General features: G+C 40.1%; 24 protein-coding genes, 2 tRNA genes and 1 pseudogene. 8 read left to right on the top strand and 19 right to left on the bottom strand.

All coding sequences use genetic code 11. From position 1 onward, the window contains the following. The first annotated feature begins 4 nt into the window (after positions 1 to 4). From era to miaE, 5 genes are read left to right on the top strand one after another with little or no spacing between them, the layout of a single operon-like run. On the top strand, positions 5 to 1030 hold the full coding sequence (gene era / locus F988_RS09130) for a GTPase Era (RefSeq protein ID WP_004682646.1): 1026 nt from the start codon (positions 5 to 7) through the stop codon (positions 1028 to 1030). 26 nt (positions 1031 to 1056) lie between these two features. Beyond that, on the top strand, positions 1057 to 1254 hold the full coding sequence (locus F988_RS09125; RefSeq protein ID WP_026040021.1) for an NF038104 family lipoprotein: 198 nt from the start codon (positions 1057 to 1059) through the stop codon (positions 1252 to 1254). A gap of 9 nt (positions 1255 to 1263) precedes the next feature. Beyond that, on the top strand, positions 1264 to 1971 hold the full coding sequence (recO, locus tag F988_RS09120) for a DNA repair protein RecO (protein WP_004682644.1): 708 nt from the start codon (positions 1264 to 1266) through the stop codon (positions 1969 to 1971). A 54-nt stretch (positions 1972 to 2025) separates the two neighbouring features. Continuing rightward, positions 2026 to 2754 carry a pyridoxine 5'-phosphate synthase gene (gene pdxJ / locus F988_RS09115; protein ID WP_004682643.1) on the top strand — a complete coding sequence of 243 codons (729 nt, stop codon included), beginning with the start codon at positions 2026 to 2028 and terminating at the stop codon, positions 2752 to 2754. 4 nt (positions 2755 to 2758) lie between these two features. Next, positions 2759 to 3406, top strand: coding sequence for a MiaE family protein (miaE, locus tag F988_RS09110; protein WP_004682642.1), 648 nt, complete (start codon positions 2759 to 2761; stop codon positions 3404 to 3406). Positions 3407 to 3451: 45 nt separating this feature from the next. Here the strand turns inward: miaE and F988_RS15455 are convergent, their stop codons facing one another. The 7 genes from F988_RS15455 to F988_RS09080 all read right to left on the bottom strand — a co-directional run bounded on the left by F988_RS15455 (position 3452) and on the right by F988_RS09080 (position 6554). After that, positions 3452 to 3691, bottom strand: a complete 240-nt coding sequence (locus tag F988_RS15455) for a hypothetical protein (RefSeq protein ID WP_004682641.1) — start codon at positions 3689 to 3691, stop codon at positions 3452 to 3454. Between the two features lie 77 nt (positions 3692 to 3768). Next, on the bottom strand, positions 3769 to 4005 hold the full coding sequence (locus F988_RS15450; RefSeq protein ID WP_228127133.1) for a peroxiredoxin family protein: 237 nt from the start codon (positions 4003 to 4005) through the stop codon (positions 3769 to 3771). A gap of 85 nt (positions 4006 to 4090) precedes the next feature. Further along, a tRNA-Asn gene (locus tag F988_RS09100) sits at positions 4091 to 4166 on the bottom strand. Between the two features lie 88 nt (positions 4167 to 4254). After that, positions 4255 to 4563, bottom strand: coding sequence for a DUF8200 family protein (locus F988_RS09095; RefSeq protein ID WP_004682640.1), 309 nt, complete (start codon positions 4561 to 4563; stop codon positions 4255 to 4257). A 173-nt stretch (positions 4564 to 4736) separates the two neighbouring features. Beyond that, positions 4737 to 4812, bottom strand: a tRNA-Asn gene (locus F988_RS09090). Positions 4813 to 4958: 146 nt separating this feature from the next. Beyond that, positions 4959 to 5585 (bottom strand): superoxide dismutase, encoded by a 627-nt coding sequence (locus F988_RS09085; RefSeq protein ID WP_004676923.1) that lies wholly within the window; start codon positions 5583 to 5585, stop codon positions 4959 to 4961. Positions 5586 to 5795: 210 nt separating this feature from the next. Then, positions 5796 to 6554, bottom strand: coding sequence for a Nif3-like dinuclear metal center hexameric protein (locus F988_RS09080; protein ID WP_004682639.1), 759 nt, complete (start codon positions 6552 to 6554; stop codon positions 5796 to 5798). Between the two features lie 181 nt (positions 6555 to 6735). Between F988_RS09080 and F988_RS09075 the strand changes: the two genes are divergently transcribed. Beyond that, positions 6736 to 7914 (top strand): trypsin-like peptidase domain-containing protein, encoded by a 1179-nt coding sequence (locus F988_RS09075; RefSeq protein ID WP_004682638.1) that lies wholly within the window; start codon positions 6736 to 6738, stop codon positions 7912 to 7914. Between the two features lie 231 nt (positions 7915 to 8145). Here F988_RS09075 and F988_RS09070 read toward each other — a convergent pair whose 3' ends face one another. From F988_RS09070 to map, 4 genes and pseudogenes are all read right to left on the bottom strand, one after another. Next, the gene (locus tag F988_RS09070) at positions 8146 to 9360 is read right to left on the bottom strand and encodes an alginate export family protein (protein WP_004682637.1); all 1215 of its coding nucleotides are present in this window, start codon (positions 9358 to 9360) and stop codon (positions 8146 to 8148) included. 75 nt (positions 9361 to 9435) lie between these two features. Beyond that, positions 9436 to 10782, bottom strand: coding sequence for an MFS transporter (locus F988_RS09065; RefSeq protein ID WP_004682636.1), 1347 nt, complete (start codon positions 10780 to 10782; stop codon positions 9436 to 9438). 393 nt (positions 10783 to 11175) lie between these two features. Beyond that, a pseudogene (locus F988_RS09060) lies at positions 11176 to 12236 on the bottom strand (OmpW/AlkL family protein). 193 nt (positions 12237 to 12429) lie between these two features. Next, complete coding sequence (gene map / locus F988_RS09055; RefSeq protein ID WP_004682632.1) at positions 12430 to 13254, bottom strand: type I methionyl aminopeptidase; 825 nt, start codon at positions 13252 to 13254, stop codon at positions 12430 to 12432. Positions 13255 to 13461: 207 nt separating this feature from the next. Between map and rpsB the strand changes: the two genes are divergently transcribed. Both rpsB and tsf read left to right on the top strand, forming a co-directional pair. Next, positions 13462 to 14214, top strand: coding sequence for a 30S ribosomal protein S2 (gene rpsB, locus F988_RS09050; protein ID WP_004652723.1), 753 nt, complete (start codon positions 13462 to 13464; stop codon positions 14212 to 14214). A gap of 138 nt (positions 14215 to 14352) precedes the next feature. Continuing rightward, entirely contained in the window at positions 14353 to 15231 is an 879-nt protein-coding gene (gene tsf / locus F988_RS09045) for a translation elongation factor Ts (RefSeq protein ID WP_004676927.1), read from the top strand. A gap of 68 nt (positions 15232 to 15299) precedes the next feature. Here tsf and F988_RS09040 read toward each other — a convergent pair whose 3' ends face one another. The 8 genes from F988_RS09040 to gloB all read right to left on the bottom strand — a co-directional run bounded on the left by F988_RS09040 (position 15300) and on the right by gloB (position 26674). Then, positions 15300 to 16529 carry a multifunctional CCA addition/repair protein gene (locus F988_RS09040; RefSeq protein ID WP_004682631.1) on the bottom strand — a complete coding sequence of 410 codons (1230 nt, stop codon included), beginning with the start codon at positions 16527 to 16529 and terminating at the stop codon, positions 15300 to 15302. Between the two features lie 97 nt (positions 16530 to 16626). Next, complete coding sequence (locus tag F988_RS09035; protein ID WP_010589179.1) at positions 16627 to 18897, bottom strand: NADP-dependent malic enzyme; 2271 nt, start codon at positions 18895 to 18897, stop codon at positions 16627 to 16629. Between the two features lie 204 nt (positions 18898 to 19101). Further along, entirely contained in the window at positions 19102 to 21978 is a 2877-nt protein-coding gene (locus F988_RS09030; protein WP_004682628.1) for a bifunctional diguanylate cyclase/phosphodiesterase, read from the bottom strand. Between the two features lie 119 nt (positions 21979 to 22097). Further along, entirely contained in the window at positions 22098 to 22817 is a 720-nt protein-coding gene (locus tag F988_RS09025; protein WP_004676933.1) for a 16S rRNA (uracil(1498)-N(3))-methyltransferase, read from the bottom strand. A 22-nt stretch (positions 22818 to 22839) separates the two neighbouring features. Further along, positions 22840 to 23676, bottom strand: a complete 837-nt coding sequence (gene metF / locus F988_RS09020; protein WP_004676935.1) for a methylenetetrahydrofolate reductase [NAD(P)H] — start codon at positions 23674 to 23676, stop codon at positions 22840 to 22842. A gap of 75 nt (positions 23677 to 23751) precedes the next feature. Continuing rightward, positions 23752 to 25134 carry an adenosylhomocysteinase gene (gene ahcY / locus F988_RS09015; protein ID WP_004682627.1) on the bottom strand — a complete coding sequence of 461 codons (1383 nt, stop codon included), beginning with the start codon at positions 25132 to 25134 and terminating at the stop codon, positions 23752 to 23754. Positions 25135 to 25440: 306 nt separating this feature from the next. After that, positions 25441 to 25647: a hypothetical protein gene (locus F988_RS09010; protein ID WP_004676939.1), complete on the bottom strand. Its 207-nt coding sequence runs from the start codon at positions 25645 to 25647 to the stop codon at positions 25441 to 25443. 295 nt (positions 25648 to 25942) lie between these two features. Then, a complete protein-coding gene (gloB, locus tag F988_RS09005; protein ID WP_004682626.1) occupies positions 25943 to 26674 on the bottom strand; it encodes a hydroxyacylglutathione hydrolase in 732 nt (243 codons plus the stop codon). Positions 26675 to 26794: the final 120 nt, after the last annotated feature.

Below are 26794 nucleotides of genomic sequence, written 5' to 3'. Positions count from 1 at the left end.
CCTGATGTCTCATTCAGAAGAAAATAAGCCAGAAGCAACTGAACAGCAAGATGGCAATAATGTAGTTGATCAATTTTTTAGTTCTCAGGGAACGACTATTCCCTCAGATTTCAAAAGCGGTTTTGTGGCTATTGTTGGTCGTCCAAATGTAGGAAAATCGACTTTGATGAACCACATCTTGGGTCAAAAACTATCTATTACTTCACGTAAGCCACAAACCACACGCCACAAGATTGTGGGTATTGACTCGCGTGAGAAGTCACAGGCGGTATTTGTAGATACTCCTGGGATGCATAAAAAAGAAGTACGTGCCATCAATAAGATGATGAATCGTGCGGCACACTCTGCTTTGCGTGATGTGAATCTGGTTTTATTTGTGGTGGATGCACAAAAGTGGACGCAAAACGATGAATTGGTTTTGGAAAAACTTAAAAATGCCGATATGCCAGTGATTCTAGTGATCAATAAACTTGATACATTTGAAAATAAAAATGAGGCTTTACCACTGATTCGAGAGCGTGCCAAGCTCATGAATTTTGCTGAAATTGTTCCGGTTTCAGCATTGCGTGGTGCAAATCTCGATCATTTGCGAGATACCATCGAGAAGTATCTGCCATATCAACCACCATTGTATTCATTAGATCAAATTACTGATCGTTCTGAGCGTTTCCTTGCGAGTGAGATCATTCGTGAGAAAATTATGCGTCAGTTAGGTGAAGAGCTGCCATATGATTTAACGGTTCAAATTGAATCATTTAAAACTGAAGAAGCAGCCGTAAATGAAAAAACAGGTCGTTTAAAGCCGCCATGTACGTATATTGATGCGACCATTTTTGTGGAACGCCAAGGCCAAAAAGCGATTGTGATTGGTGATAAAGGTGCGAAGCTGAAAAGCATTGGCATGGATGCACGTACAGATATGGAAAAAATGTTTGAGCAAAAAATTATGCTAACGCTTTGGGTGAAAGTCAAAGGTGGTTGGTCTGATGATGAGCGTGCGTTAAAAAGCTTGGGTTATAGCGATATTTAACAGGTTTTAAGACAATGGAAACAGGTATGAAAATAACAATCCGTGTACTCGCAATCGTAACATGCATCTTCATGTTGCAAGGCTGTGTTCATAAGCTTGTGACCGTACCTGTTAAAGTTGATTATAAGACCACCAAAGGTGTTGTTAAGGGGACTGCTGCTGTGGCTGGTGCAGTTATTCCTGATGGCGATGATGAAGAAAAGGATGAGAAAAAGAAGGACTAGTCTCGCTTTATGATGCGTAATGAAGTCCTGCATGGCTATTTGATTCATCATCGTAAATATCGTGAAAAAAGCCATATTGTGCATTTATTTACACAAGAATATGGGCGGGTGGATGGGATTCTAAGACAGACCCCACCGCCGCAATATCAGCCAATTCGTCTGCAAGCCACTGGCAAATCTGAACTCAAAAACTTTACAAAACTGGAAATTCTGAATCAACCTGTGTTTTTTCATGGTGACGCATTTTTTGCTGGTTTCTATTTAAATGAGATCGTGTTGCGTTTATGTCCGCTTGAAGAGGCGATGCCACAGACATTTGAACAATACCAACTGACCTTATTGCAATTACAGCAATTGGCATCGCATAAACAAGCCTCTTTATTCCTGCGACAGATTTTACGCCAGTTTGAACATGTATTATTGCAGGAGTTGGGCTATGCGATTGATTTTTCAGTAGATGCAAACCAGCAGGAAATTTCGCCATTCCAACAGTATCAATTTCAGCTCAATGATGGCTTTCTGCCAGTTTCACGAGCCTCACGTTCAACACTTGAGGGTGCATTGATTACATCCATGCAAAGTTATGAAGATGGTCAGGATTTTTCTCACGAACAGTTGCAATTATTGGGTAAACTATACCGTCAAATGATTAGCTCCTTGTTGGGTGATCGACCGCTGAAAAGCCGTCAACTTTGGATTCAAAGTACACAAACTTGATATTCCTGATGTATTGAAAATAATGATTCAGGGCTAAACCGATAGGATATTTTTATGGCTGCAATCTTAGGTGTAAACATTGATCATGTTGCGACATTAAGACAAGCACGTGGTACAACTTACCCTGATCCTGTTCAGGCTGCTTTGGTTTGTGAGCAAGCGGGTGCAGAGGGGATTACCCTCCATTTGCGCGAAGATCGCCGCCATATACAGGATGATGATGTTCGCCGTATGCGTCCGTTATTAAAAACACGTATGAATCTTGAATTGGCAGTGACGGATGAAATGGTTGCGTTTGCCAAGGAAATCCAGCCTCAGCATGTCTGTTTTGTTCCTGAACGTCGTCAGGAAGTGACTACAGAGGGTGGCCTGGATGTTGTAGGTCATTTTGAAAAAGTGAAGGCGGCAACTGAAGCACTGAAAGCGATTGGCAGTGATGTATCTTTGTTTATCGATGCTGATCTTGCACAGATTGATGCGGCGGTTGCCTGTGGCGCACCAACCATTGAAATCCATACGGGTGCTTATGCTGATGCCGAGACAGATGAGCAGCAACAAGCTGAATTAACTCGTATTATCAAAGGTGCTGAATATGCAGCGGCAAAAGGTTTGGTTGTGAATGCTGGGCATGGTTTAAACTTAAATAATGTTGCTGCTATTGCTGCAATTCCACAAATTAATGAGCTTAATATTGGTCATTCGATTATTGCCGATAGTATATTCGTTGGTCTGGCTCAAGCCGTAAAAGAGATGAAAGCAGCGATTCAGGCTGCTGCGAGATAAATCGATGAGTAGTGTAAATTATGATGAGTTAATGCAACCTGTCATTGCATTCTTAGGTTGTTCCACTCCTCAGGCATGGTTGGATGAGGCCATTAATAATCTGGACATCTTAATGCAAGATCATGCCAATTGTGAAAAGAAAGCGGCAAGTACAGCCATGAACCTGATGTTTCGCTATAGCTTTTTTACCGACTTACAAGTGAAATTGGCGCAATTGGTACGTGAAGAAATGCTGCATTATGAGCAGGTTTTGGAGTTCATGAACAAACGTGGTCAAGAGTGGAAGGGATTGAGTGCAGGGCGCTATGCAGGTGGATTACGTAAAGAAATCCGTACTTATGAACCTGAAGCATTGATTGATGTCATGATTATTGGCGCATTTGTGGAAGCACGCTCGTGTGAACGTTTTTATGCGCTGGCACCTGTTGTAGACGATGAGCTGGGGCGTTACTATCGTTACTTGCTTAAATCGGAATCTCGTCATTTTGAGGATTATCTGGCACTGGCCTTGGATGTTGCAAAAACTGCCAAACTGAAAGATCCAGAAGAAAATATTCAGCAGCGGATTGAACATATCCGTGAAGTGGAAAAGAATCTAATTTTAACGCCAGATGATACGTTCCGTTTCCATAGCGGTGTGCCTAGTCGCTAAACACACCATTTTTGCATAAATCAATTAAACACGAGGTGTTGTAGACTACTTAGGGTTCTGATCAGCATTTAAAAATTTATAAATATTTTCAAATGGAATGTGGTCGCTAGCATCAGAACCGTAATATGTTTCAATAATATAACCTTGCTCATCAATTAAAAAATCTGCTGGCATAATATCACTTGGATTTTGTAGATTCTTTTTTAAACCCTCAGCCCCAATTATTTTGATGCCTAAAACCCATGAGACGAAATGTCGAAAAACGCTATAAGTAGAGCGTGCCATTGATCGTTCAATACCATAAGCTTGATAGGCGATATTTTCAGGATCGGCGACGATCGTAAAAGGGCGAGGGCGTTTTCTTACAAATTCATTGACTTCTTCACGTGTTGATGAAAAAATGCAATGATTTCTAAGCCTTGATCCGAAAGTTTTTTATAATGTTGTGTTAATTGGAAAATTCTAAAATTACAAAAAGGACAGTTTGTATCACGAAAAAATGCAAGTAAAGTGCGTTTACCTGAGTCTAGTCGAACTACTCTGCCATGGCTATCTATAAGTTGAAATTTTGGTGCAGTTTCTGGCGATATAAGACGCATTATGATAAGACCATATATTTTAAAAGGTATGCATTGTGCTTAATATAAAAAAGCCCTGATTATTGATCAGGGCTTTTTAGAATTTTGGCTCTCCCACCTGGGCTCGAACCAGGGACCTGCGGATTAACAGTCCGTCGCTCTACCGACTGAGCTATGGGAGAATCTGGAGTGAATTTTAGGGGGCAAGACGTTTATAGTCAAGTAAAATCAGTGTAAATAATAAACTGTTAAGTGCTTAAAATCGCTATATTAACGTACAACCTGATTGCATTGGGCTAATTGGGACGAATGCGCTGTCCAGCTTGCTCCCACTGAATTTTTATAATAGCTAATCTTGCCAATACGCAAAACCAGATTTTGACAGGAGTCCAGAGACAGGTCATTGCCCCAGGGCCCAGACATGCTACAAACTTTACCATTACACTTCCAGACCACATTTGGCCCATTTTCAATAGGGACAGTCACAGTACCCTTATAAGTCGAGCCTGCATACCATGTTGTTTGTGCAGCCATGACTGGACTGCATAAGAATAATAAACTGAGAAGTAGTTTCTTCATTATGGTTTTCCTTAATATGACCATCGTTTTTTATTATAGGGTTGAAAAGGACGCAAGGCTAAAACATATACGAGATGCAACATAAAAAATAAATAGAGTTACAACAGGGATGACAATAAATTAAAGCATTGACAATAAAAAAACCCTGATCAAATCAGGGCTTTTTAGAATTTTGGCTCTCCCACCTGGGCTCGAACCAGGGACCTGCGGATTAACAGTCCGTCGCTCTACCGACTGAGCTATGGGAGAATCTGATGCGCATTTTAGGCATGAAAAACGTATGCGTCAATAAGAATATTAAATAAAATGAATTGTTTGCTTGATAAATATGCTTTTTAGGTTTTACGCATAAAAAAACTGCCCGAAGTGGGTAGTTTTTATTCAAGAAATAAAAATTATTTCTCAACACCTGCTGGTTGACCAGCAAGTTTTGCATTTGCATAGTCCCAGTTCACTAGGCTTTCTAGGAAAGTTGCGATGTATTTTGGACGTAAGTTACGGAAGTCGATGTAGTAAGCATGTTCCCAAACGTCAATGGTTAATACCGCAATTTGACCGTGAGCAAGCGGGGTGTCTGCATTTGAAGTTTTGGTAATTGATAATTTACCATTGATTTCATCGGCAACCAACCAAGCCCAACCTGAACCGAATTGAGTCGTTGCAGCAGCAGTGAATTCTTCTGCAAATTTTTCATAGCTACCGAAAGCTTCTTCGATTTTAGCTGCGATTGCGCCAGTTGGTTTACCACCACCGTTTGGCTTCATGCTGTTCCAGTAGAATGTGTGGTTCCATACTTGTGCAGCATTGTTAAAGATACCTGCTTTAGAAGCGTCACCAGCAGATGCTTTGATGATTTCTTCTAAAGTTTTACCTTCAAGGTCAGTGCCTTTGATTAGGTTGTTTAAGTTAACAACATAAGTATTGTGATGTTTATCGTGATGGTATTCTAAAGTTTCGCGAGTAATGTGCGGAGCTAAGTCATCATAGCCATATGGAAGTGCAGGTAAAGTAATGGTTGTCATGTTCCAATCCTTGCATTTGCTGGGTTTTACATTAAGTGGCTCTATTGTAAATGATTCTACAGAGAATAGTGCAGTCTTTTAAAGAACTATACACAATAACGACTTAATTTAAATGTATAACCTGAGCTTCAAGTAAAGCAAAGCTTGATTTGAAACCACAGACAATGTTATGGAAAAATATGTTGAACAGAATCGAATTATGCCATTGGGTTAAATCGGGTTGTTTAATTCAAAATATTCAGCTTCTATGGAAAACTGCTTGGTAATGGCCTGAGCCAAACGCTGTACACCATAACGTTCTGTTGCATGATGCCCACATGCAAAATAATGAACACCTAATTCTTTAGCCTGATAAAACGTACGCTCACTCACTTCACCTGAAATATAGGCATCACAGTTCTCCTGAGCTGCCTTATCAATAAAGTCCTGTGCTCCGCCTGTACAAAAGCCAACTTTCTGAATCAGGGCTTTATCACATGCCAGATGTAATACACTAAAATCAAAGACCGCCTGTAGTCTTTCCTTAAATTGTTCAGGGCTCAGGGCTTGATCCAGATAGCCAATATTGCCAATCGGATGTTTTTCGGTTGGGTCCAGCGCTTCCAAATCTTGTAAGCCGATTAACTCCGCAATGGCTGCATTATTTCCCAGCACAGGATGGGCATCCAAGGGCAGGTGATAGGCGATCAGTGAAATGTTGTTTTGAATGAGTTTTTTAATGCGATTGCCACGCATCCCTGTGATTGGGTAGGGTTCACCTTTCCAGAAATAGCCATGATGAACCAGCAAGGCATCCGCCTGTTGAGCAATTGCCGCATCAATGGCATCTTCAGAGGCTGTGACGGCACAAACAATTTTATTGACTTTGGACTTGCCCTCAATTTGTAGCCCATTCGGTGCATAGTCCTTAAACTCATTTGCTTTTAATGTCTGATTACACCACTGCACAATGTCATGCAAATTTGCCATGCGATTCCTCAAATGTTTTACATCAATACAAGTATCCATAAAACCATATTTTTGAATGTAACTAAAGCTAGACAAAACTTTTGTAACTTTTGCATTGATTTTAGGCAATTTACTTTACAATAGTGGAAAATTCCTGTTCTTCAATATATTAACTCCATTGTTCGCCTAGAGGATAATAAACGTGCGCCGTGCATTTATATGGTTACCTTGGGTATTACTCATTCTTGTTATCATTAGTTTCCTAAGCTGGCAAAAATTGCATCAGCCGAAGCCAACAGTCGCTGCCGATGGCGTTAAAATGCCTGCCGAAAAAGTGGAGCCACTGATTGATACAACCCGAACGGGTGGCGTGGTTTCCTATAGTGCTGCGGTAAAGGTTGCAACGCCAGCCGTGGTAAATATTTTTACCACGCAGAAAGTGAAGCAGATGAATCATCCATTGTTGAATGATCCTGTGTTCCGTGAGTTTTTTGGCAACCAGATTCCTCAGCAGCCTCAAAATGAAAATAGTCTGGGTTCGGGCGTTATTGTTCGTGCAGATGGCTATATTTTAACCAATAACCATGTGATTGCTCAGGCTGAACATATTGTAGTGGCGTTGCATGATGGTCGCCGTGCTGAAGCTAAGGTGATCGGAACTGACCCTGATACTGATTTGGCTGTCATTAAGATTGAACTGGACAAACTGCCTGTTCTGCCATTTAAACTGAGTGGTAATGAGGTTGGGGATGTCGTGCTGGCGATTGGTAATCCATTTGGAGTGGGTCAGACTGTCACGCAGGGGATTATTTCCGCCACAGGTCGTTCAGATCTTGGTATTAATACTTACGAAGACTTTATTCAAACAGATGCTGCAATTAATCCAGGTAACTCAGGCGGTGCATTAATTGATGTCGCTGGTAACTTGATCGGTGTAAATACCGCTATTTTCTCGCAATCAGGTGGATCACTTGGAATTGGTTTTGCGATTCCCGCAAATGTATGCCAACAAGTTCTAAATTCAATTTTGAAAGATGGACGTGTTGTGCGTGGTTGGTTAGGTATTAGCTTAATTCCGAACACTGTTGAGCAAGATGTATTAGCAGCCAAATCTGTAGGTGTTGTTGTTGCCGATGTTTTACGTGGTGGACCTGCGGATGAAGCAGGGGTGAAGCGTAATGATAAAATTATTCAAGTGAATAATGAGCAGATTACATCTGCATCTCACTTAATTAATTATGTAGCATTACAAGCACCTGAAAGCATCATTAATGTGATCGTTGAGCGTGATGGAAAACAACAAACGCTGCAAGTGAAAGTTGGTGAGCGAAAAGTTCAACAAAATGCTCAGTCACAGTACATACCATTACCAAAACGTTAATCAAAGAAAAAAGCTTGCTGACGGTCAATCAGCAAGCTTTTTAGTTTTTTAAGCTTTTTTATTTTTCATTTAACCAGTCAATTTTTATATTTTGATGACAGTTTTTTGATGCTTTGATGACATTTCATCGCAACTTAACCTTTTCAATTTCTGCACCTTGGTTAATAAAGTGAATCAAATGAAATGATTAAGTGCATTCAATTCCACTGGATTAAAGTGGATGGTTGTTGATCAATATTTATAATCGACCTGTAACCATAATTTTTGTGTATCAACACCAAAATCATTTGCTTGATAGTCTGAATATTTTGCTAGAGCAGATAAACCTTTGATTGGTAGGGTATGGCTATAAGAAATTGAATATTCTTGACCGTAATCAATATTCTTTTCCTCGCTTCGATATTGATGCAATTCCGTACCCAGTTTCCCTTTGCTGAAAATATTAAAGTTAGATGTGATGTATAAGTCTTTCAAACCATTGGCAGGCGTCGTTAAGAACATATCCGTCCAACCATTAAATTTATGTTTGGTTGCTAATGGTGTTTGGAATGCAATTTTTCCATCATCACTACCAAGAACTTCATAACCAATCGAAATGTCCCCAATAGTTGTTGATTGACTCGATATATTGTAACCCAGCTCAAGAGCATAGTAGTCAGCATCATAATCGGTTGGTTGGTCTGCATATTCTGTTTGATTTGCATATTCTGCTGAATATTTGAAGTCATTTTTCTTACCTGTCACTCTCAAACCATAGGTTTGATTTGACCATGCAGCAAGATCTTCAAAGTCCATCAAATAACCATAAACCACAGCATTTAAAAGAGGGTTGTAATTCATTTTGGCTTGAATCAAATGAATTTTACTTTCTTGTTTACTCGCTTGGGCTTGAATGAACTTAGGCTCAGGTTCTTCACTACCAAAAATTGTATTGACTTGATCAATATATGAATAAAATAATCCAAATTCTTTGCAAGGTTTATAGTTCAAACTTACAGCGTCAAAGGTTTGATCATTCTGTCTCCAAGCAACTGCACCTACAAAACGTTGATTATCTAAATTAATTGTTTGACGACCTACGGTTAAATCAAAATTAGGGTTGTAAACATATTTTAAATACGCTTGATTGAGTTGCAAGTTTTCAGCATCAGGAACAGTGCTGTATTGAGTTTGACTATTTCGAGTGCTATTAAATTCATCATTAATCTCGACTGTACCTTCACCTTGAACGAATGCACTTAGACCGTACCATGAACCCGTTTGGATTGCAGGACGAATACGTAATGTCCATGCATCTGCATTTTTGAGCGTATTATCTTGATCAACAAGCTCGTAACGTAAGCGAGTATCTAAGCTAAGTTTTGTTTGAGAGAAAAAATCATCTGATGCTGAAGTAAGGGTAGATAAACATGCAAGCGTGATTAATGAATACGAAAATTTATTCATCGCAGTATCCTTAATAAAGTATTTGAATTTGGAGAGAGGGAGGATGAGAAAGCCTCATCCTCTAAAAGTACGCATTTAGGTTGTTAAATTACGCTCAAGCAAAGCTTGTTCATATAATTCTTTTTCTTTGTCTTTGTGTTCAACTGAGAAGCGAATGAGAACGACAGTGAATGCAGCTACAGTCACAAGGCATCCCAAAATCATCAAACAAGTTTGAACATCAAGTAAGCCTTTTAATAAGAAACCTGCTGCGACTGCACCCACATTTCCGCCTGCACCAATAATACCTGCTACGCCACCAAGTGCATTACGATCAATAAATGGTACTAAGGCATATGTCGCACCGCATGACATGTGTGTAAATAATGCAAACACAGTCATCGTGATGATCGCCAAACCAATTGTATTCATTTGAGAGAATAAAATGAGGAATAAGCCTTCAAGTAAAATCAGGATGAATAAAACTTTTGTACGACCATCTAATCCTTTAGTAAGTGCCACTTTATCCGATACGATACCACCAAGTGCGCGAGCGAATAGTGCGAGAAGACCAAAGATACCCGCAGTTAAACCTGCTTCTTTTAAACCCATGTTGAAGTGGTCAACGTAGTACATTGCTGCAATGTTATGAATGAAGATTTCGATACCGAAACATGCTGCATAAGAGACAAATAGGATCCAAACGCGGTAGTTACGTGCTGCCTGCATTAAAATCGCCATTCCACCTTTTTTACCGCTACCAACTTCGACACCGTTCGCACGTAATTCTTTGAAATCACCTTGTGGACAGTCTTGAGTGAGTTTCCAATAAAGTACACCGACAATCACCATCATAATGCCAGGTACAAGCAGTGCAATTCTCCAGCCCATTGCTTGTTCTACACCAAACATCACAATTGCACCGAGAATTAACGGCATGATTGCTTGTGTTGCACCACCACCTGCATTTCCCCAACCCGCAGATGCTGCATTTGCTGTACCGACAACGTTAGGCGCAAACATAACGCTGGTATGGTATTGAGTGATAACGAAGCTCGCACCAATTGCACCAATTAAAAGGCGGAAGAAGAGGAACGACTCATAGGTATTTGCTGCTGCAACACCGAATACTGGGATACTCCCCAAGATTAATAATGCAGTGTATGTTTTACGAGGTCCGTACTTATCGCAAAGTGGACCAACGATTAGGCGAATCAGAATAGTGATGGCAACAGCCGCAATATTGATATTTGCAATCTGATCTTTGGTTAAATTAAATTCCCCTTTAATAACTGGCATTAATGGCGCACATGCAAACCATGCGAAGAAACACACGAAAAATGCAAGCCATGTCATATGGAAGGCGCGCATCGCAGGAGTGGAAAAGCTGAATAATTTTATTTCAGTCGCTTTTTTTGCATCTAAATTCATATTTGAAGACATAGCCTTCTCCTGAACTGAACGTTATTAATTTTTTGCTTCGCAATATTTGCGAGAGCACATCGAACAGAACGGACATCGTTGGCCGTCAACAAAAAATTTTGTGAATCTACGTTGATTCATCATGAAGGATATATAGCAAGTGTCATGCCAGAAATTATTTTCAACTAAATGAATAATTTAAAGTTCTAATTAATAAAATTTTTATAATTAAAATCTATTGTGTTTTTTGTTTAAGTAAAAAATAGCGCAATCTTATGTATGAGTTATGTTTAATTCTATTATCAGAAATTGCACTGTAATGGCTTTTTTTGTGTGCGCAATTATTCTTCATAATGTTTTAAAACATGGCGAAAATAAAAAAGCAGCCGAAGCTGCTCTTATACGTAACTCATCTTAGAATCGATAACCGACTCCGACATAAGTGATAAGTGGGTCAATATCAATTTTGGTATTAGCTCGAATAAGCTCTTTACCTGTATTTTTATCAGTTACGTAAATTTTGGCTTCATTATTCATTTTTGAATATGAAACAGAACCAACAGCAAACCAATTTGGATTAAAGTCATACGTTGCTCCTAAAGTTACGATGGGGGCGAAAGTATCTGTTGCTTCGAGTTTAACAATAGGATCGGCTGAGGATGTTTTTCCATCCAATGCTGCACCCGCTTGTCCATCGTGAATATTTTGGATCATGTGACCTGCTTTGATGAGATCAGACTCAATACCAGAATTCATTTTTAAGTCATTAAAATATGCATACATCACGCCTGCACCGACATAAGGGCGAAATTTATTTACTCCAGATTTTCCAAACTGATAGTGCAGTTCAACGGCAGGTAACCACGCGCGCGCTGTTGCTGCTTTATCACCTTGTGTCAGATCACTGATATGAATATCTTGCTTTAAGTCGATTGACCCAAGTGATGTATTGGCTGAACCAGATAATGGAGCATAAATATTTCCTTTGCCTTGTATATTAACTTTGGGCGGAATTCCTGCTTTAATTTCCAGTGATAAATTATCAGTGAAATGGTAATTGGCCATAATACCTAAGGTATCGACATCATCAGCTTCTAGTCCAGTACCTTGAGCCTGCCAATTAGATAAACCATTAATCGTTGCAGTTCCTGTTAGTAATGAGGGAAGAGTATCGGTAGGTAAAATTTTGATGGCGTCGTATAAAAGTGGGTTTGAACTACGATCTGCGGCATCCAATACAGATTGTTTAGATACAGAACCTACCTTAGATGACGTTCCTTCAGCTACGCTGGTATTGATATTGACTGGATTGGCACTTCCTTGAGGCATAGCATGTAACCAACCTGCTGAAATGAAAATCGTTTAAAACCATCACCATCTTTTAAACTAAAATAAGATGATTCAGCAAAACCAACAGTCGGTAATAGGCTAGCAACTCCTAAACTTAGGGAAAGGTAAAGTTTGTGTTTTTTCATCAGAAGGACTCCATGTCCGATTTATTGAAACTTTTTATTCTCAAAAGACAGCGTTTTTTACTAAATAGTTTGTTTAGTTAAAATTTATAATTGTTATTCTTATGAATGTTTTTTGTTTAATTCAATTAACTAATAAATTTTTCTAAGCATAAAAAAAGCTACCGAAGTAGCTTAAATGAAACAAAGAAATCGCTTACATGAAGCGAGATAAATCTTCTTCTGGACGAGCGGTAAGGACTTCAATACCAGTTTGAGTTACTAAAATAGTATGTTCATATTGTGCGGACAACTTATGATCTTTTGTGACAACAGTCCATTTATCACCTAATAATTTTGTTTGCCAAACGCCAGCGTTCACCATTGGTTCAATAGTAAAGGTCATGCCAGCTTCTAAACGCATTCCTGTACCTTTTTGGCCGTAGTGTAGAACTTGTGGTTCATCATGGAATACATTTCCAATACCATGACCACAATATTCTCGAACTACGCTAAAACGCTCAGACTCAACATATTGTTGAATAGCATGTCCGATATCACCTAAATAAGAACCATCACGTACAGTCGCCATACCACGATACATGGCTTCTTGTGCAACCTGACACAAACGGTTTGCCAAAATAGAGGTCTCACCACCTACGATATACATCATATTGGTATCGCCGTGATAACCGTCTTTGATTACTGTGACATCGATATTTAGAATATCGCCGTTTTTTAAAATTTTATTTTCAGATGGAATACCATGACAAACGACATGGTTAACAGATGTGCAAATTGAATGTTGAAATGCAGGTCGACCTGGAGCTGCACCATAACCTACACAAGCAGGAATAGCATCTTGTACATTTTCAATATGATTGCGACAGATTGTATCGAGTTCTAAAGTACTCACTCCCGCTTTAATGTGCGGTTTAATCATGTCTAGAACTTCAGCCGCCAATTTGCCTGCAACACGCATCTTTTCAATTTCTTCAGGTGTTTTGATTAATCGACGAGGGGCTGTATAAGTTGTATTCATGATCTCTAAAAACTTTTGGAAATTTGTTTGTGGCTATGGTATAAATAGCCGCCCATTTTATCAAATGCTTTTTCGTGAATAAATTTCACGGGCTTTGTGCGATGGGGCAATAAAATCCGCACATATATCGACACATTACTCTGGGTGCCCGTTAGGGTGGAGGATGCGGATATATGGAGGCCTAACCCAAACTTTAAGGTAAAGAAAATGGCAGATTACAACGTAAGCATGCGCGACCTTCTTCAAGCAGGCGCGCACTTCGGTCACCAAACTCGTTTCTGGAACCCAAAAATGCGTCAATACATTTTTGGTGCGCGTAACAAAATTCACATCATCAACCTTGAGCACACTGTTCCTGCGTTAAATGATGCTTTGAACTTTGTTAACAACCTTGCTAGCAAAAAGAATAAAGTATTGTTTGTTGGTACGAAACGTGCTGCTTCTAACATCATCCGTGAACAAGCACAACGTGCTGGTCAACCATATGTTGATCACCGTTGGTTAGGTGGTATGTTGACGAACTGGAAAACACTTCGCCAATCTATCAACCGTTTAAAAGATCTTCAAACTCAATCTCAAGATGGTACTTTTGCCAAGCTTACTAAACGTGAAGCTTTAGAGCGTACTCGTGAGATGGAAAAACTTGAACGTGCTTTAGGCGGCGTTAAAAACATGGGTGGTTTACCTGACGCATTATTTGTAATCGACGTTGATCACGAAGCGATTGCAATCAAAGAAGCGAAAAACCTGGGTATTCCTGTAATCGGTATCGTTGATACAAACTCTAACCCAGACAACGTAGACTACGTTATTCCTGGTAACGACGATGCGATCCGTGCAGTAACTTTATATGCTTCTGCTATGGCTGATGCGATTCTTGCTGGTAAAGAATATGCTCAATCACAAGCAAATGCACAAGCGAAAGGCGACGACGCTGCTAAAGACGCTTCTGAGGCTTAATGCGTTTTGACGCAAGCTTGTCATTTTTGCGACATGTAATGGTGGCAGATTAAAGCGTCGAGATTGCAAACGGCCCAGAGATTCTTTGGGCCGTTTTTGTTGAACAGATTTATTTTCTACCGATTTTAGGAGAACAACATGACTGCAGTTACTGCGAGCATGGTAAAAGAATTACGTGACCGTACTGGTCTTGCAATGATGGAATGCAAAAAAGCATTAACAGAAGCAGGCGGTGACATCGAACTTGCAATTGATAACCTTCGTAAATCAGGTCAGGCAAAAGCTGCTAAAAAAGCAGGTAACATTGCTGCCGATGGTGCGATTACAATTATTCAAGACGCTAACAAAGCGATTCTTGTTGAAGTTAACTGTCAAACTGACTTCGTTGCAAAAGACGAAAACTTCAAAAACTTCTCTGATAAAGTTGCTGCTGCTGCACTTGCTGCAAATGAAACTGATGCTGCAAAAATTGCTGAACTTAAGCTTGAAGACGGTGCGACTGTGGAAGAAGCTCGTGTTGCGCTTGTTCAAAAAATCGGTGAAAACATCCAGGTTCGTCGTGCTCAAATCGTTGAAGGCGAAAACTTGGCTGTTTACAAGCACGGTTTAAAAATCGGTGTGGTTGTATCTTACACAGGTGATGCTGACACTGGTAAAGGTATTGCAATGCACGTTGCTGCGTTCAACCCAGTTGCTGTAAATGCAGAAGCTGTTCCAGCTGACTTAATCGCGAAAGAGAAAGAAATTGCTGAAGCGAAAGCGTTGGAATCTGGTAAGCCAGCCAACATCGTTGAGAAAATGGTAAGTGGTTCAGTTGACAAATACTTGAACGAAGTTGCACTTGACCGCCAAATGTATGTAATCGACAACGACAAGAAAGTTGCTGATGTATTGAAAGCAACGGGTACCAATGTCGCTCAATTCGTTCGTTTCGAAGTGGGTGAAGGTATTGAGAAGAAAGCTGAAATGAGCTTTGCAGAAGAAGTTGCTGCTGCTCAGGCAGAAGCTGCGAAGTAATTCGTATCTTTTCAAAAAACCCAGTCTTGTGACTGGGTTTTTTTATTGGTTCTTTTTACATGCTCAAACTATGGCTCATCGTGTTGCTGTTTGAACTGTGCCAGTGCCTCAATTCGGTATTTAATCAGCATTTCACCAATTTCAGGCCCTGTAATGTGTTCGGGTAAATCCTGTGCCCGAATATTCCGTACAATTTGCATTGCATCCAGAATATATTGGGCCTGTGGATAAGGGCGATCTTCCAGACCTAGGCGGCCTTTTGCGTCACATTCACATGCCTGTACAAATGCCTCAACCTTTTCTGGTTTCCGTAGAACATCCAAACGTTGTAATAAACGCCATAAAGTACCTGGTTTTAAACTCTTGGCCTGATGGCACTTTAAATGTTCTTTACAGACGGTCAGGGCTAGACTCTTGAGCTGAGAGGGAACCTTTAAGCGGTCACACACCTCGGTTACGGGTTGCAAACCACGTTCCTCATGCATGATATGCCGTGGTAATTCCTCAGTTGGGGTCAGCGCTTTCCCTAAATCATGCACCAAGACAGCAAAACGTACATCTAGTCCATAGTTGGACTGACAAGCTTGTTTTAGGGCCATGAGGGTGTGAACCCCACAATCCACTTCTGGATGGTATTCAGGGCGCTGTGGTACACCAAATAAGGCATCGATTTCTGGGAACAGAACTTTTAGCGCATCACAATTTCTTAATGTTTGAAAATAGATATATGCATGATCCTCCATCAATGCACGAGAAGTTTCTTTCCAGACACGTTCAGGAGTCAATGCATCAAGCTCACCTGATTTCGCAATTTCACTCATTAGTTGCAGCGTTTCATCTGCGATTTTAAAACCGTAGTTGGCATAGCGTGCAGCAAATCGGGCAACCCGAAGCACACGCAAAGGGTCTTCGGTAAATGCATCTGAAACATGGCGTAGGATTTTCTGGTCAAGATCTTTTTGACCACCATAGGGATCATAAACTTGTCCAGTTTCATCCATTGCCATTGCATTAATCGTTAAATCACGACGAATTAAATCTTCTTCTAATTTAACAGTGCTATCAGTAAAAAATTGGAATCCGTGATAGCCAATGCCTGATTTTCTTTCAGTACGTGCTAGTGCATATTCTTCTTTTGTTTTTGGATGAAGAAATACAGGGAAGTCCTTTCCAACGCGTTGGTAACCTTCAGATAATAATTGTTCAGGTGTTGCTCCAACCACAACATAATCTTTTTCGTGATAGGGGTGACCGAGTAAGTGATCTCGAACTGCACCGCCTACTAAATAAACTTGCATAAAAAACCTCTATTCTTCACACAATCATGCTACAGAATAGAGGTTTTCTCAAGCACTAAGCATAGCTTTTAATGTTAAAAGCTATGCTTAAACTATATCAGTTTTGGCTTTGCTGAATTTCAGCAACAGTTAAAGCTGTCATATTCACTAGACGGCGGGTAGTTGCTGTCGGTGTTAAAATATGAACTGGCTTTGCTGCGCCTAATAAGATTGGACCAATCGTTACATTATTACCAGATGTTGCTTTTAACAAATTGAATGAAATATTTGCAGAATCTAAATTCGGCATAATCAACAAGTTTGCTGAACCTTTAAAGCGTGAATTTGGGAATGCAAAATGACGAATAGTATCATCTAATGCAGCATCACCATGCATTTCACCTTCAACTTCAAGTTCTGGAGCTTGTTCAGAAAGTAAACGATAAACTTCACGCATTTTCTGAGCACTTGGATCAACTTGATCGCTTCCAAAACTTGAGTGAGAAAGTAAAGCGACACGAGGAGTCATACCAAAACGACGCACTTCTTCGGCTGCTAAAATAGTCATCTCTGCAAGTTGTTCAGCAGTTGGATTGGTATTTACATAAGTATCGGCAATAAACAAGTTACGATCTTCAAGCATTAATGCGTTGAGTGTAAACAAAGTACTACGACCTTCTTTTAAACCGATCACGTTTTTAACGAAATCTAAATGGATATCGTAGCTCGCATAAGTGCCACATAGCATGCCATCAGCTTTGCCAAACTTAACTAGCAATGCGGCGATTAAGGTTGAACGACGACGTGCTTCACGTTGCGCATATTCCACAGTTACGCCTTTACGTTGCATCGTATTGTAGTAGTCTTTCCAGAAATCATCATATAAAGGATTGTTTTCTTGATCGACGATTTCAATATTGACATCGCGCTGTAAGCGTAAACCGAGTTTTCTGATATTGTCTTCAATAACAGCCGTACGACCAACAAGGATTGGTTTAGCTAGACCTTCATCTACAACAATTTGAACCGCACGCAATACACGTTGATCTTCACCCTCGGCATATGCAATACGCTTAGGATCAGTTTTCGCTTGTGAGAAAATCGGTTTCATTAAAAATGCTGAGTTATATACAAACTCAGAAAGTCTTTGACGATATACAGAAAAATCTTCAATTGGACGTGTCGCAACACCTGAATCCATCGCAGCTTTAGCTACTGCTGGCGCAATCTCAAGAATCAAGCGTTGGTCCAGAGGGCGAGGAATCAAGTAATCACGACCGAATGATGCAGATTTTTCACCGTAAGTCGCAGCATCTGCTTCAATATGTGCCATACGTGCAATCGCATGTACACAAGCAATTTTCATATCTTCATTAATGGTAGTTGCACCGACATCGAGCGCACCACGGAAAATATATGGGAAACAAAGTGCATTGTTTACTTGGTTTGGATAGTCTGAACGACCAGTTGCCATAATTACATCAGGACGAACTTCGTGCGCATGTTCAGGCAAGATTTCTGGGTCTGGGTTTGCAAGTGCAAAAATAATTGGGTTTTCAGCCATTTCCTTAACCATTTCTTTGGTTAAGATTCCTGCCGCCGAAAGACCCAAGAACATATCTGCGCCAGCCATTACTTCATGTAATTGAGTGGCAGAAATATCTTGAACATAACGTTTTTTCGATTCATCAAGTCCTTCACGTGAAGTTGTTAGAAGACCACGAGAATCAGCCACAATAATATTCGATTTATTTACGCCTAATGCACAAAGTAAATCTAAACATGACAATGCGGCAGCACCAGCACCTGATGCAACGATTTTAATTTCATCAATTTTCTTGTTCACGATCTGCAAGGCATTCAACAATGCTGAGCCTACAATAATACTGGTACCATGTTGATCATCATGGAACACAGGAATCTTCATGCGTTCACGAAGTTTCTTCTCAATATAGAAACATTCAGGTGCCTTGATGTCTTCCAGGTTGATACCACCAAAGGTTGGTTCTAGTGCGGCAACGATATCCACGATCTTGTCTGGATCGTTTTCAGCAATTTCAATATCAAATACATCAACCCCAGCGAACTTCTTGAACAGTACGCCTTTACCTTCCATTACAGGTTTGGAGGCAAGGGGACCAATGTTCCCTAAACCAAGTACGGCTGTACCATTACTCACGACGGCGACCAGATTGCCACGGGCTGTATATTTAGCGGCGGCAGAAGGGTCACGTTCAATTTCCAGACATGGAGCTGCGACACCAGGAGAATATGCAAGCGCTAAATCTCGTTGGTTAACGAGCTGCTTGCTAGGTGTCACACTGATTTTTCCAGGTGTAGGAAATTCATGGTAATACAAAGCGGCTTGTTTTAAAGATTGATCGTCCATCTGAGTCTCGATTGTTTCGATAGTTGTTTCAATACAACAACCAGTCATAGCTAGGACTGATTATGATATTAATATAAGTGCACAAGAATATAGCACTAGTTCATGGTTTAGCCCAGTCAAAAAAGCTTATTTTCACTGAACGATGAGGCTTATTGACAATTGATAATGATGGCAAAATCAACATGCAAAAAGTCTAAAATCATTTTAAATGGAATATCTTGCGGTTGACAGTTGGGTATGCTGTTGCAGATATTCAGTTGCATGTACGGCAGTTAATGGTTTGGCAAACAGGTAACCCTGCAATATGTCACAGTTTTGGCGTTTTAGGTAATCACGCTGTTGTTCGGTCTCAACCCCTTCCGCCACAACTTTTAAACCAATGGTTTTGCCCATGGCTATCATGGCATTAACAATCGCATCGTGTTTGGCATCACCAATTTTTGAAATAAATGCCCGATCAATTTTTAAGATGTCAATTGGATATTCGGTAAGGTAGGCCAGAGATGAATAGCCAGTACCGAAATCATCCAATGCAATAGAAATGTCGCGTTCTTTAATGGCTTTTAACACCATTTTCACAGTATCAGTATTTTCCAAAAATGCCGATTCGGTAATTTCTAATACAAGATTACGGCCAATAATGGCGTAGGTTTCGAGTATTTCATCGAGATCGCTCAGCAATTGACCACGTTGAATTTGCTGCGCCACAATATTTACCGCAATATTAATATGATTGAAACCAAGTTTTTGCCATGCTTGTAATTGTTTTGCCGCTTCATACAACACAAAACGCCCAATATCTGAAATCAAACTGGTGCTTTCTGCCAAAGGAATAAAAATATTCGGCATGATTAAGCCTTTACTTGGGTGATTCCAGCGAATTAAGGCTTCAAAACCAACAACTTTACCATCAAGCGCATTCATTTTAGGTTGATAATAGACAACCAGTTCATTGTTCTGAATCGCTTTTCTTAGATCGAGTTCCAGGTCAGTGTGTCTTGCCACAAAGTTGGTGCGTTCACTCGAATAATAACGAATGGTGTTGCCACCCAAACGTTTGGCTTCTGTTAGTGCCTGTTCGGCATGGGTATTGAGGTTGTCAACCTGACGGCCGTGCTCTGGGTAAATGGCGACACCGATGGAGATGCTGACCACATATTCCTGTTCCGCAATATAGAATGGCTTGCTAAATGCTTCGACAATATTGTTGCACAGTTGGTGTATCTGTGGATGGAGTGGTGACATCTCGTAAATAATGGCGAAATCATCCGCGCTTAAATGGGCCACCAAAAGTGCGTCAATATTACTAATCCTTAAACGTTGTGCAGCCTGTTTAAGCAGCTCATTTCCTGCTTGATTGCTTAGTAGTTCATTCAAGGCACGGAATCTGTCGATATTCAATCGAATTACCGCAAGATGCTGAATGGATGCCTCATTGACCAGATATTGATGTAATTGCTGATGGTAATAGAAACGATTTGGTAAATCCGTCAGGGTGTCGTAGTTGGTGAGGTAGGAAAGACGCTGTTCCTGATGTTTACGCTCAGTCTGGTCAGACACAATACCAATATAGTTAATGACCCGATCAGTCTCATCTTTCACCGCATTGATATGTATCCATAAAAAACACGATTTTTCAGAAAGATAGGTTTCCTGAAATTCCCCTTCATATTCCTGTTCTTCATAGAGCGTGTCTAGAATCGAAAGGTGGAAATTATGGTGATGCTGTTTATCTTGTTTGGTAATTTCAAAAAGTTCTTTGTTTATAATAATTTGCTTATCAAGTCCAGTCAGTTGTTCGTATTTTGGGTTGACCTCGATATAGCAGAAATTTTCATCCAGAATAAAAATGCCTTCAGAAGCGTGTTCAAAAACGCTGGCAGCCAGTTTTAAACGTTCCTGATGCTTTTTCTCCTGATTAATGTCACGGTGTATGCCCACCATGCGCAACGGCGTTCCATCTTTTGGATTTCTTAGAATGACTTGGCCAACATCATGAATCCAAACCCATTCACCACTCGGTCGTTTAATGCGGAAAGTTTCTTCGTAACGTTTAGTTTGGCCATATAGATGTTTATAAAGTGTGTTTTTAACACGTTCAAGATCATCAGGATGTACGATTTTATGGAGCAACGAATAGTGATTCTCAGAACCACGCGTAACTTCTTTACGATGAGAATTGGTAATCCCAACAGTGTTATTTTCTAAATTCCATTCCCAGGGACGAATACCCGCAGTTTCATGGGCAAAAGCCAAGTTCTGGCGGTGTTCTTCCAGACTTTCATTCATCTGGGTAAGATCGAAAGTACGCTCACGGACCTTTTGTTCGAGTAAATGATTATTGAACTGCAGTTGTGCTTCTATGTCCCTGGATTTGTTGACTACACACTGCAATTGTTGGCAGAGTTCCTCTGTCCATTGGTTGTGTTGTTCCGCTACATCAATCAGTTGCTTGTTCTTGTCCAGAACCTGTGACAGGCGCTGGTGAATTTTAAAGGTAGCCTGTGCACATAGTAGGGTTGCAAAAAAAGACAGGTAATAGGCAATGTAAAACAGGGTATGTTCTTGATCTCTATGTATAATCTGGGAAATCACCAAGGGGCTGATGCTTGGAATGAAGAACAGGAAGAAGTAACGGATATGCTGGGTTAAAAAAGTCAGCGCAATAATATGTGAAGAGGTGAGCAGCAGGGCTGTCAAGCTTAGGATGTGTGATGTGGAAAGATTCGGGACATCCTTAATCAATAGGTCATTGATCACAAGGGTGCTGATCCCCAGCAATAAACCCGTGAAAAAGCAGATCACCTGAAAGGTAATGTTGGTTTTTCCAGCAAAGCGACTTGATGAGTAATATCTTAATGAAAAGTGGCAGATTGCGTAAAAAGTGAGTAATAGCGTAAGGGTAAGGGTCATCCATGTGGTAAAGATATTCGCACTAAAAGAATAGAAAGAAGCAAATAACAGATAGTCCAGAAGTGCAATAATAAATACACTTAAAACGAATAGGCGTACGTGGTTAGGATAGTTGATCTGATCCGTATAAATAAACTGCGGAATTTTTTTTTCTTGAACCCCTGACATATAAAGAATAATCCTTTTCATTTTTATCTGTGTTGGGCCTACATACGTTGCTGTATATCAACATCATCGTATTTTATTTTAAATTACCGCTAAAGCCATTGGAAAGCAATCCAAAACCATTATTTGGCTGAAAAGTGATAATTTAAAATGGATAAGGCGACAACTGGAGCGGTTTCAGTCCTTAAAACACGGTCTCCAATGCACCAGCTTTGAAAATGGTTCTGGTTTGCAGTTTCAATTTCTGCTTCACTCAAACCGCCTTCTGGACCAATCAGTAGCGCTAAATCAGGTTCACTATTCAGCAGTACATTGTTCTGGTCTTTATTTGGCGCCAAAACTAAACGGGCCTGTGGCAGTTCCGAGCTGACCCACTCTGTTAAGGCAATGGGAGCAAGGATTTCTGGAACAATGTTCATGCCACATTGTTCACATGCTGCAATCGCCACAGACTGCCAATGATCAATCTTCTTTTGGTCACGGTCATATTTCAGGCGCATTTCGCAACGCTCGCTGGTCAACAGTTGAATAGTGGTCACACCAAGTTCAGTGGCTTTCTGAATCGCATAATCCATACGATCCCCCTTGCTCATCACCTGGCCTAAAACCACTTTAAAGGGTGGTGTCCGATCAGCTGGCTCAAAATGATCAACTGACACAAACGCATTTTTCTTGTTGATTTCAGTGAGCGTCACGCGATATTCACCACCTTTTCCATTGAAGAAGATGGCCTGTTCCTGTTCTTTTGCACGGAGCACACGCACCCAATGATGAAACACCGATTCCGTCAATTCAATAGTATTGCCAGTGTTTAATTCGGCTTCGATGTAAAAACGGTTCATGTCTGGGGAATGCTCATGCAAATTAGTTTAAGCCAAGGTCAACAACGAGTTGTCGAGTTGGTTCGGTTTGGTTCATTGAATAGAAATGCAGTGTTGGCGCACCACCCGCAATTAAACGTTCACAAAGCTTCACAATCACTTCATGGCCGAATGCTTTAATACTTTCGCTATCATCACCATAAGCAGCAAGTTGCTTGCGAATCCAACGTGGAATTTCTGCACCAGTTCCATCCGCAAAGCGAATTAAATTACTTGCATTGGTAATTGGCATGATGCCTGGCGCAACGGGAATATTGATACCTTCTTTTTCCAATCTTTCTATAAAATAGAAGTAAGCATCTGGATTAAAGAAAAATTGAGTAATCCCTGCATTCGCACCTGCATTCACTTTTTCTACAAAGCGCTTAATATCAGCATCAAAGCTATCAGCCTGCGGATGCATTTCTGGATAAGCAGCAACTTCAATATGGAAATGGTTGCCTGAATGTTCACGGATAAACCGAACAAGATCTTGAGCGTATGGTAATTCACCTAAGCCAACTTGACCTGAAGGTAAGTCACCACGCAATGCTACGATGCGGTCAATCCCTTGTGATTTATATAAATCTAAGAGCTCAGCAATACGAGCTTTATCATCACCAATACAAGAAAGGTGAGGGGCTACGGGCGTACCTTTGCCATTAAAATCATGAATAGTTGCTAAAGTACGTTCACGAGTAGAACCACCAGCACCATAAGTAATTGAGAAAAACTCTGGGTTTAATCGCTGTAGTTCTTGGTGAACGATATGTAACTTTTCAGCGCCAGCATCAGTTTTTGGCGGGAAAAATTCAAAAGAAATAGGAATACGTTTCGTCATTTCAAATCCTTTTTTTAATCGCTTAGACATTATTTTAGAAAAAAGGGCAGCCCGTAAACGTCTGCCCTGATTTTCTTAGTATTTATAAGCGTCAGATTTGAATGGACCTTCTACAGGAACACCGAGGTAATCTGCTTGTACTTGAGTCAATTGGGTTAATACACCACCAAAACCAAGCACCATTGCAGCAGCAACTTCTTCATCTAATTTCTTGGGAATCAGTTCTACTCGGATTTTCTCAGCTTTTTGATCTTCAGGAAGATCGGCAAATTTTTCAGCGAACAAGTGCATTTGACCCAATACCTGATTAGCAAAAGAACCATCCATAATACGTGATGGGTGACCTGTTGCGTTACCAAGATTCACTAAACGCCCTTCAGAAAGAAGGATTAAGTAATCATTTTCATTTTCTGAACGATACACTTGGTGAACTTGAGGTTTGACTTCAACCCATTTGTAACCACGGAGGTAAGCTGTGTCAATTTCAGTATCAAAGTGACCGATGTTACACACTACCGCACCTGCTTTTAATGAATCAAGCATTGCTGAATCACAAACGTGGTAGTTACCCGTTGTCGTTACGATAAGGTCAGTGTTTTGAAGAAGGTCAAGATTGATGTCTTCTTTCTTACCTGTTTGAACGCCATTTTTGTATGGAGATACAACTTCGTAACCATCCATACATGCTTGCATTGCACAGATCGGATCTACTTCAGTTACACGTACAATCATACCTTCTTGACGAAGTGATTGTGCAGAACCTTTACCTACGTCACCGTAACCGATTACAAGTGCACGACGACCAGATAACAACATATCTGTACCGCGTTTGATCGCATCATTTAGAGAATGGCGGCAACCATATTTGTTGTCGTTTTTAGATTTCGTTACCGAATCATTTACGTTGATTGCAGGAACTTTTAAAGTACCATCACGTAACATTTCATACAGACGTTGAACACCTGTTGTTGTTTCTTCAGTTACACCGTGGATTTTTGCAATCACTTCAGGGTATTTTTCGTGAACAAGTAGTGTTAAATCACCGCCATCATCAAGAATCATGTTGGCATCCCAAGGTGTGCCATTTACATTGATTTGTTGTTCAAGACACCACATGTATTCTTCTTCAGTTTCGCCTTTCCAAGCAAACACAGGAATACCCGCAGCGGCGATAGCAGCAGCAGCATGATCTTGAGTAGAAAAGATGTTACATGATGTCCAACGAACTTCAGCACCTAACTCAACTAGGGTTTCAATGAGAACCGCAGTCTGGATGGTCATGTGGATACAACCGAGAATTTTTGCACCAGCAAGTGGTTTTGACGCTGAATAACGCTTACGTAAACCAATCAAAGCTGGCATTTCTGCTTCAGCAAGTTTGATTTCTTTACGGCCGTAGTCAGCAAGGGAAATATCAGCGACTTTATAATCTGTAAATGAAGCAGTAACCGCGTTCATCAGGATCTCCTAGAAAAATAGTATGGATCATTCTGTTCGCGGATGCCGTTGTTGGTTAAAACGAGTGTTCAACCGATCGTCGAGCCTGGCAAATTGATCTTTAGCGCCAATCAATTGTCGCAGCATCCCTCGACTAGGACATTATGATACTTGGAAATTATAATTGTTCCAACGTTATTTTGATGACAGTTGGTTAGAAAGCGAGAAATCAGCAATAAGATGAAAACTAAAAAACAGGTCAGTTTTTCATATCATAGGATTTCATGTCCATATGAAATCCTTGTTTATGTAAAGATAAGATCATGATTATGCTTTTAAGTGGTCTTCGAATTCTTCGCCCAGTTGCATTGCTAAAGCATTACCCGATAGGTCACCTGTGACCAAGCCATATTCTTTTTTAAAGCTAAAGGTAAATCCACGATTATCTGCCAGATTCTTAACGGAATATCCCAGTTTTTCCAGCCAAATACGAAAGGCCAATAAATTTTTTGCTTTAACAACTCTATTTTTCATACCAGAACTCCTTGTGAACGTGAGTTTATTAATAAGGGTCGCCGAAAATTTTTTAAAGGGGGAGTACAAACATTTATTTTTCTGCATATAAATTATGTAAAATTAGCGTAATTTTTATGAGGAAAATTTTATCTGTCTTTTTTTAATTGATTGTATTTGTTATTAAAAGTATTTTTTACGTGCTTCGATAAGATAATTTTCTGTAAAAATCCATTTAATTCTAAATGTAAAAAATGATTTCATTTTTCACTTTTTAAAGACTAAATTTTAGCCTTTAAAAAGTAGAACTTTAAAATTAGAACTGATCTTTAAGCGCTCTGATCCGTGCGAAATCTTCGGCACTTTCTGTGCGCAAGAAAGGATTGGTTTCAAGCTCTAATTCAATTGTACTTGGTAGAGTAATTTGTTCTGCATCTCTCAATGCTTTTACTTCTTTTATGCGTTCTTGTAGTGCAACATTATGAGGTTCAATTGTTAATGCAAACTCTGCATTTGCAAGCGTATATTCATGGGTGCAGTAAACCTTGGTTTGGATTGGCAGGGCAGCAAGCCGATTCAGTGAATGATACATCTGCTCAGCTGTACCCTCAAACAGGCGACCGCAACCCATTGCAAACAGGGTGTCACCACAGAACAGGGTATCAATTTCTTCAATAAAATAAACAATATGACCGAGGGTATGACCAGGTGTGGCAATAATCTCAACTTTTAAATCATTAAAGTGAAAATGGTCATTATGTTGCAGTGGATTCGATATAAACGAAATTTTACTGAGTTCATCACGTGGACCGAAAACTGGTAAATTTTGCTCAGCCAATAGAGCTTGTACGCCATCAGTATGATCGCGATGCCAATGTGTTAACCAGATTTGCTTCAACTCAAGTTGGTGTTGTTCGCAAAATGCAGTCACCAAATCTGCGTCAGTGGGGTCAATCACAACAACTTCTTGTGTCGTGGTATCTTCCAATAACCAAATATAGTTTTTTAAGGCATTTTTTACGTCAATTGCATGAATCTTATAATGCATAGCCGAGTCCTAAATATTTGTTTCATGCTGGGTTGATGATAAAGACCATCACCTGTGTCTAGTGTAAGTGGAAATATTAAAGAGTGCAAAAATAGTGTGTTATGTAACTGACGGTTTAGG

This window comes from Acinetobacter parvus DSM 16617 = CIP 108168, from assembly GCF_000368025.1.
Classification (GTDB): domain Bacteria; phylum Pseudomonadota; class Gammaproteobacteria; order Pseudomonadales; family Moraxellaceae; genus Acinetobacter; species Acinetobacter parvus.
The sequence above is the reverse complement of the archived record's forward strand: the minus strand, read 5'-3'. Positions and strand labels throughout refer to the sequence as shown.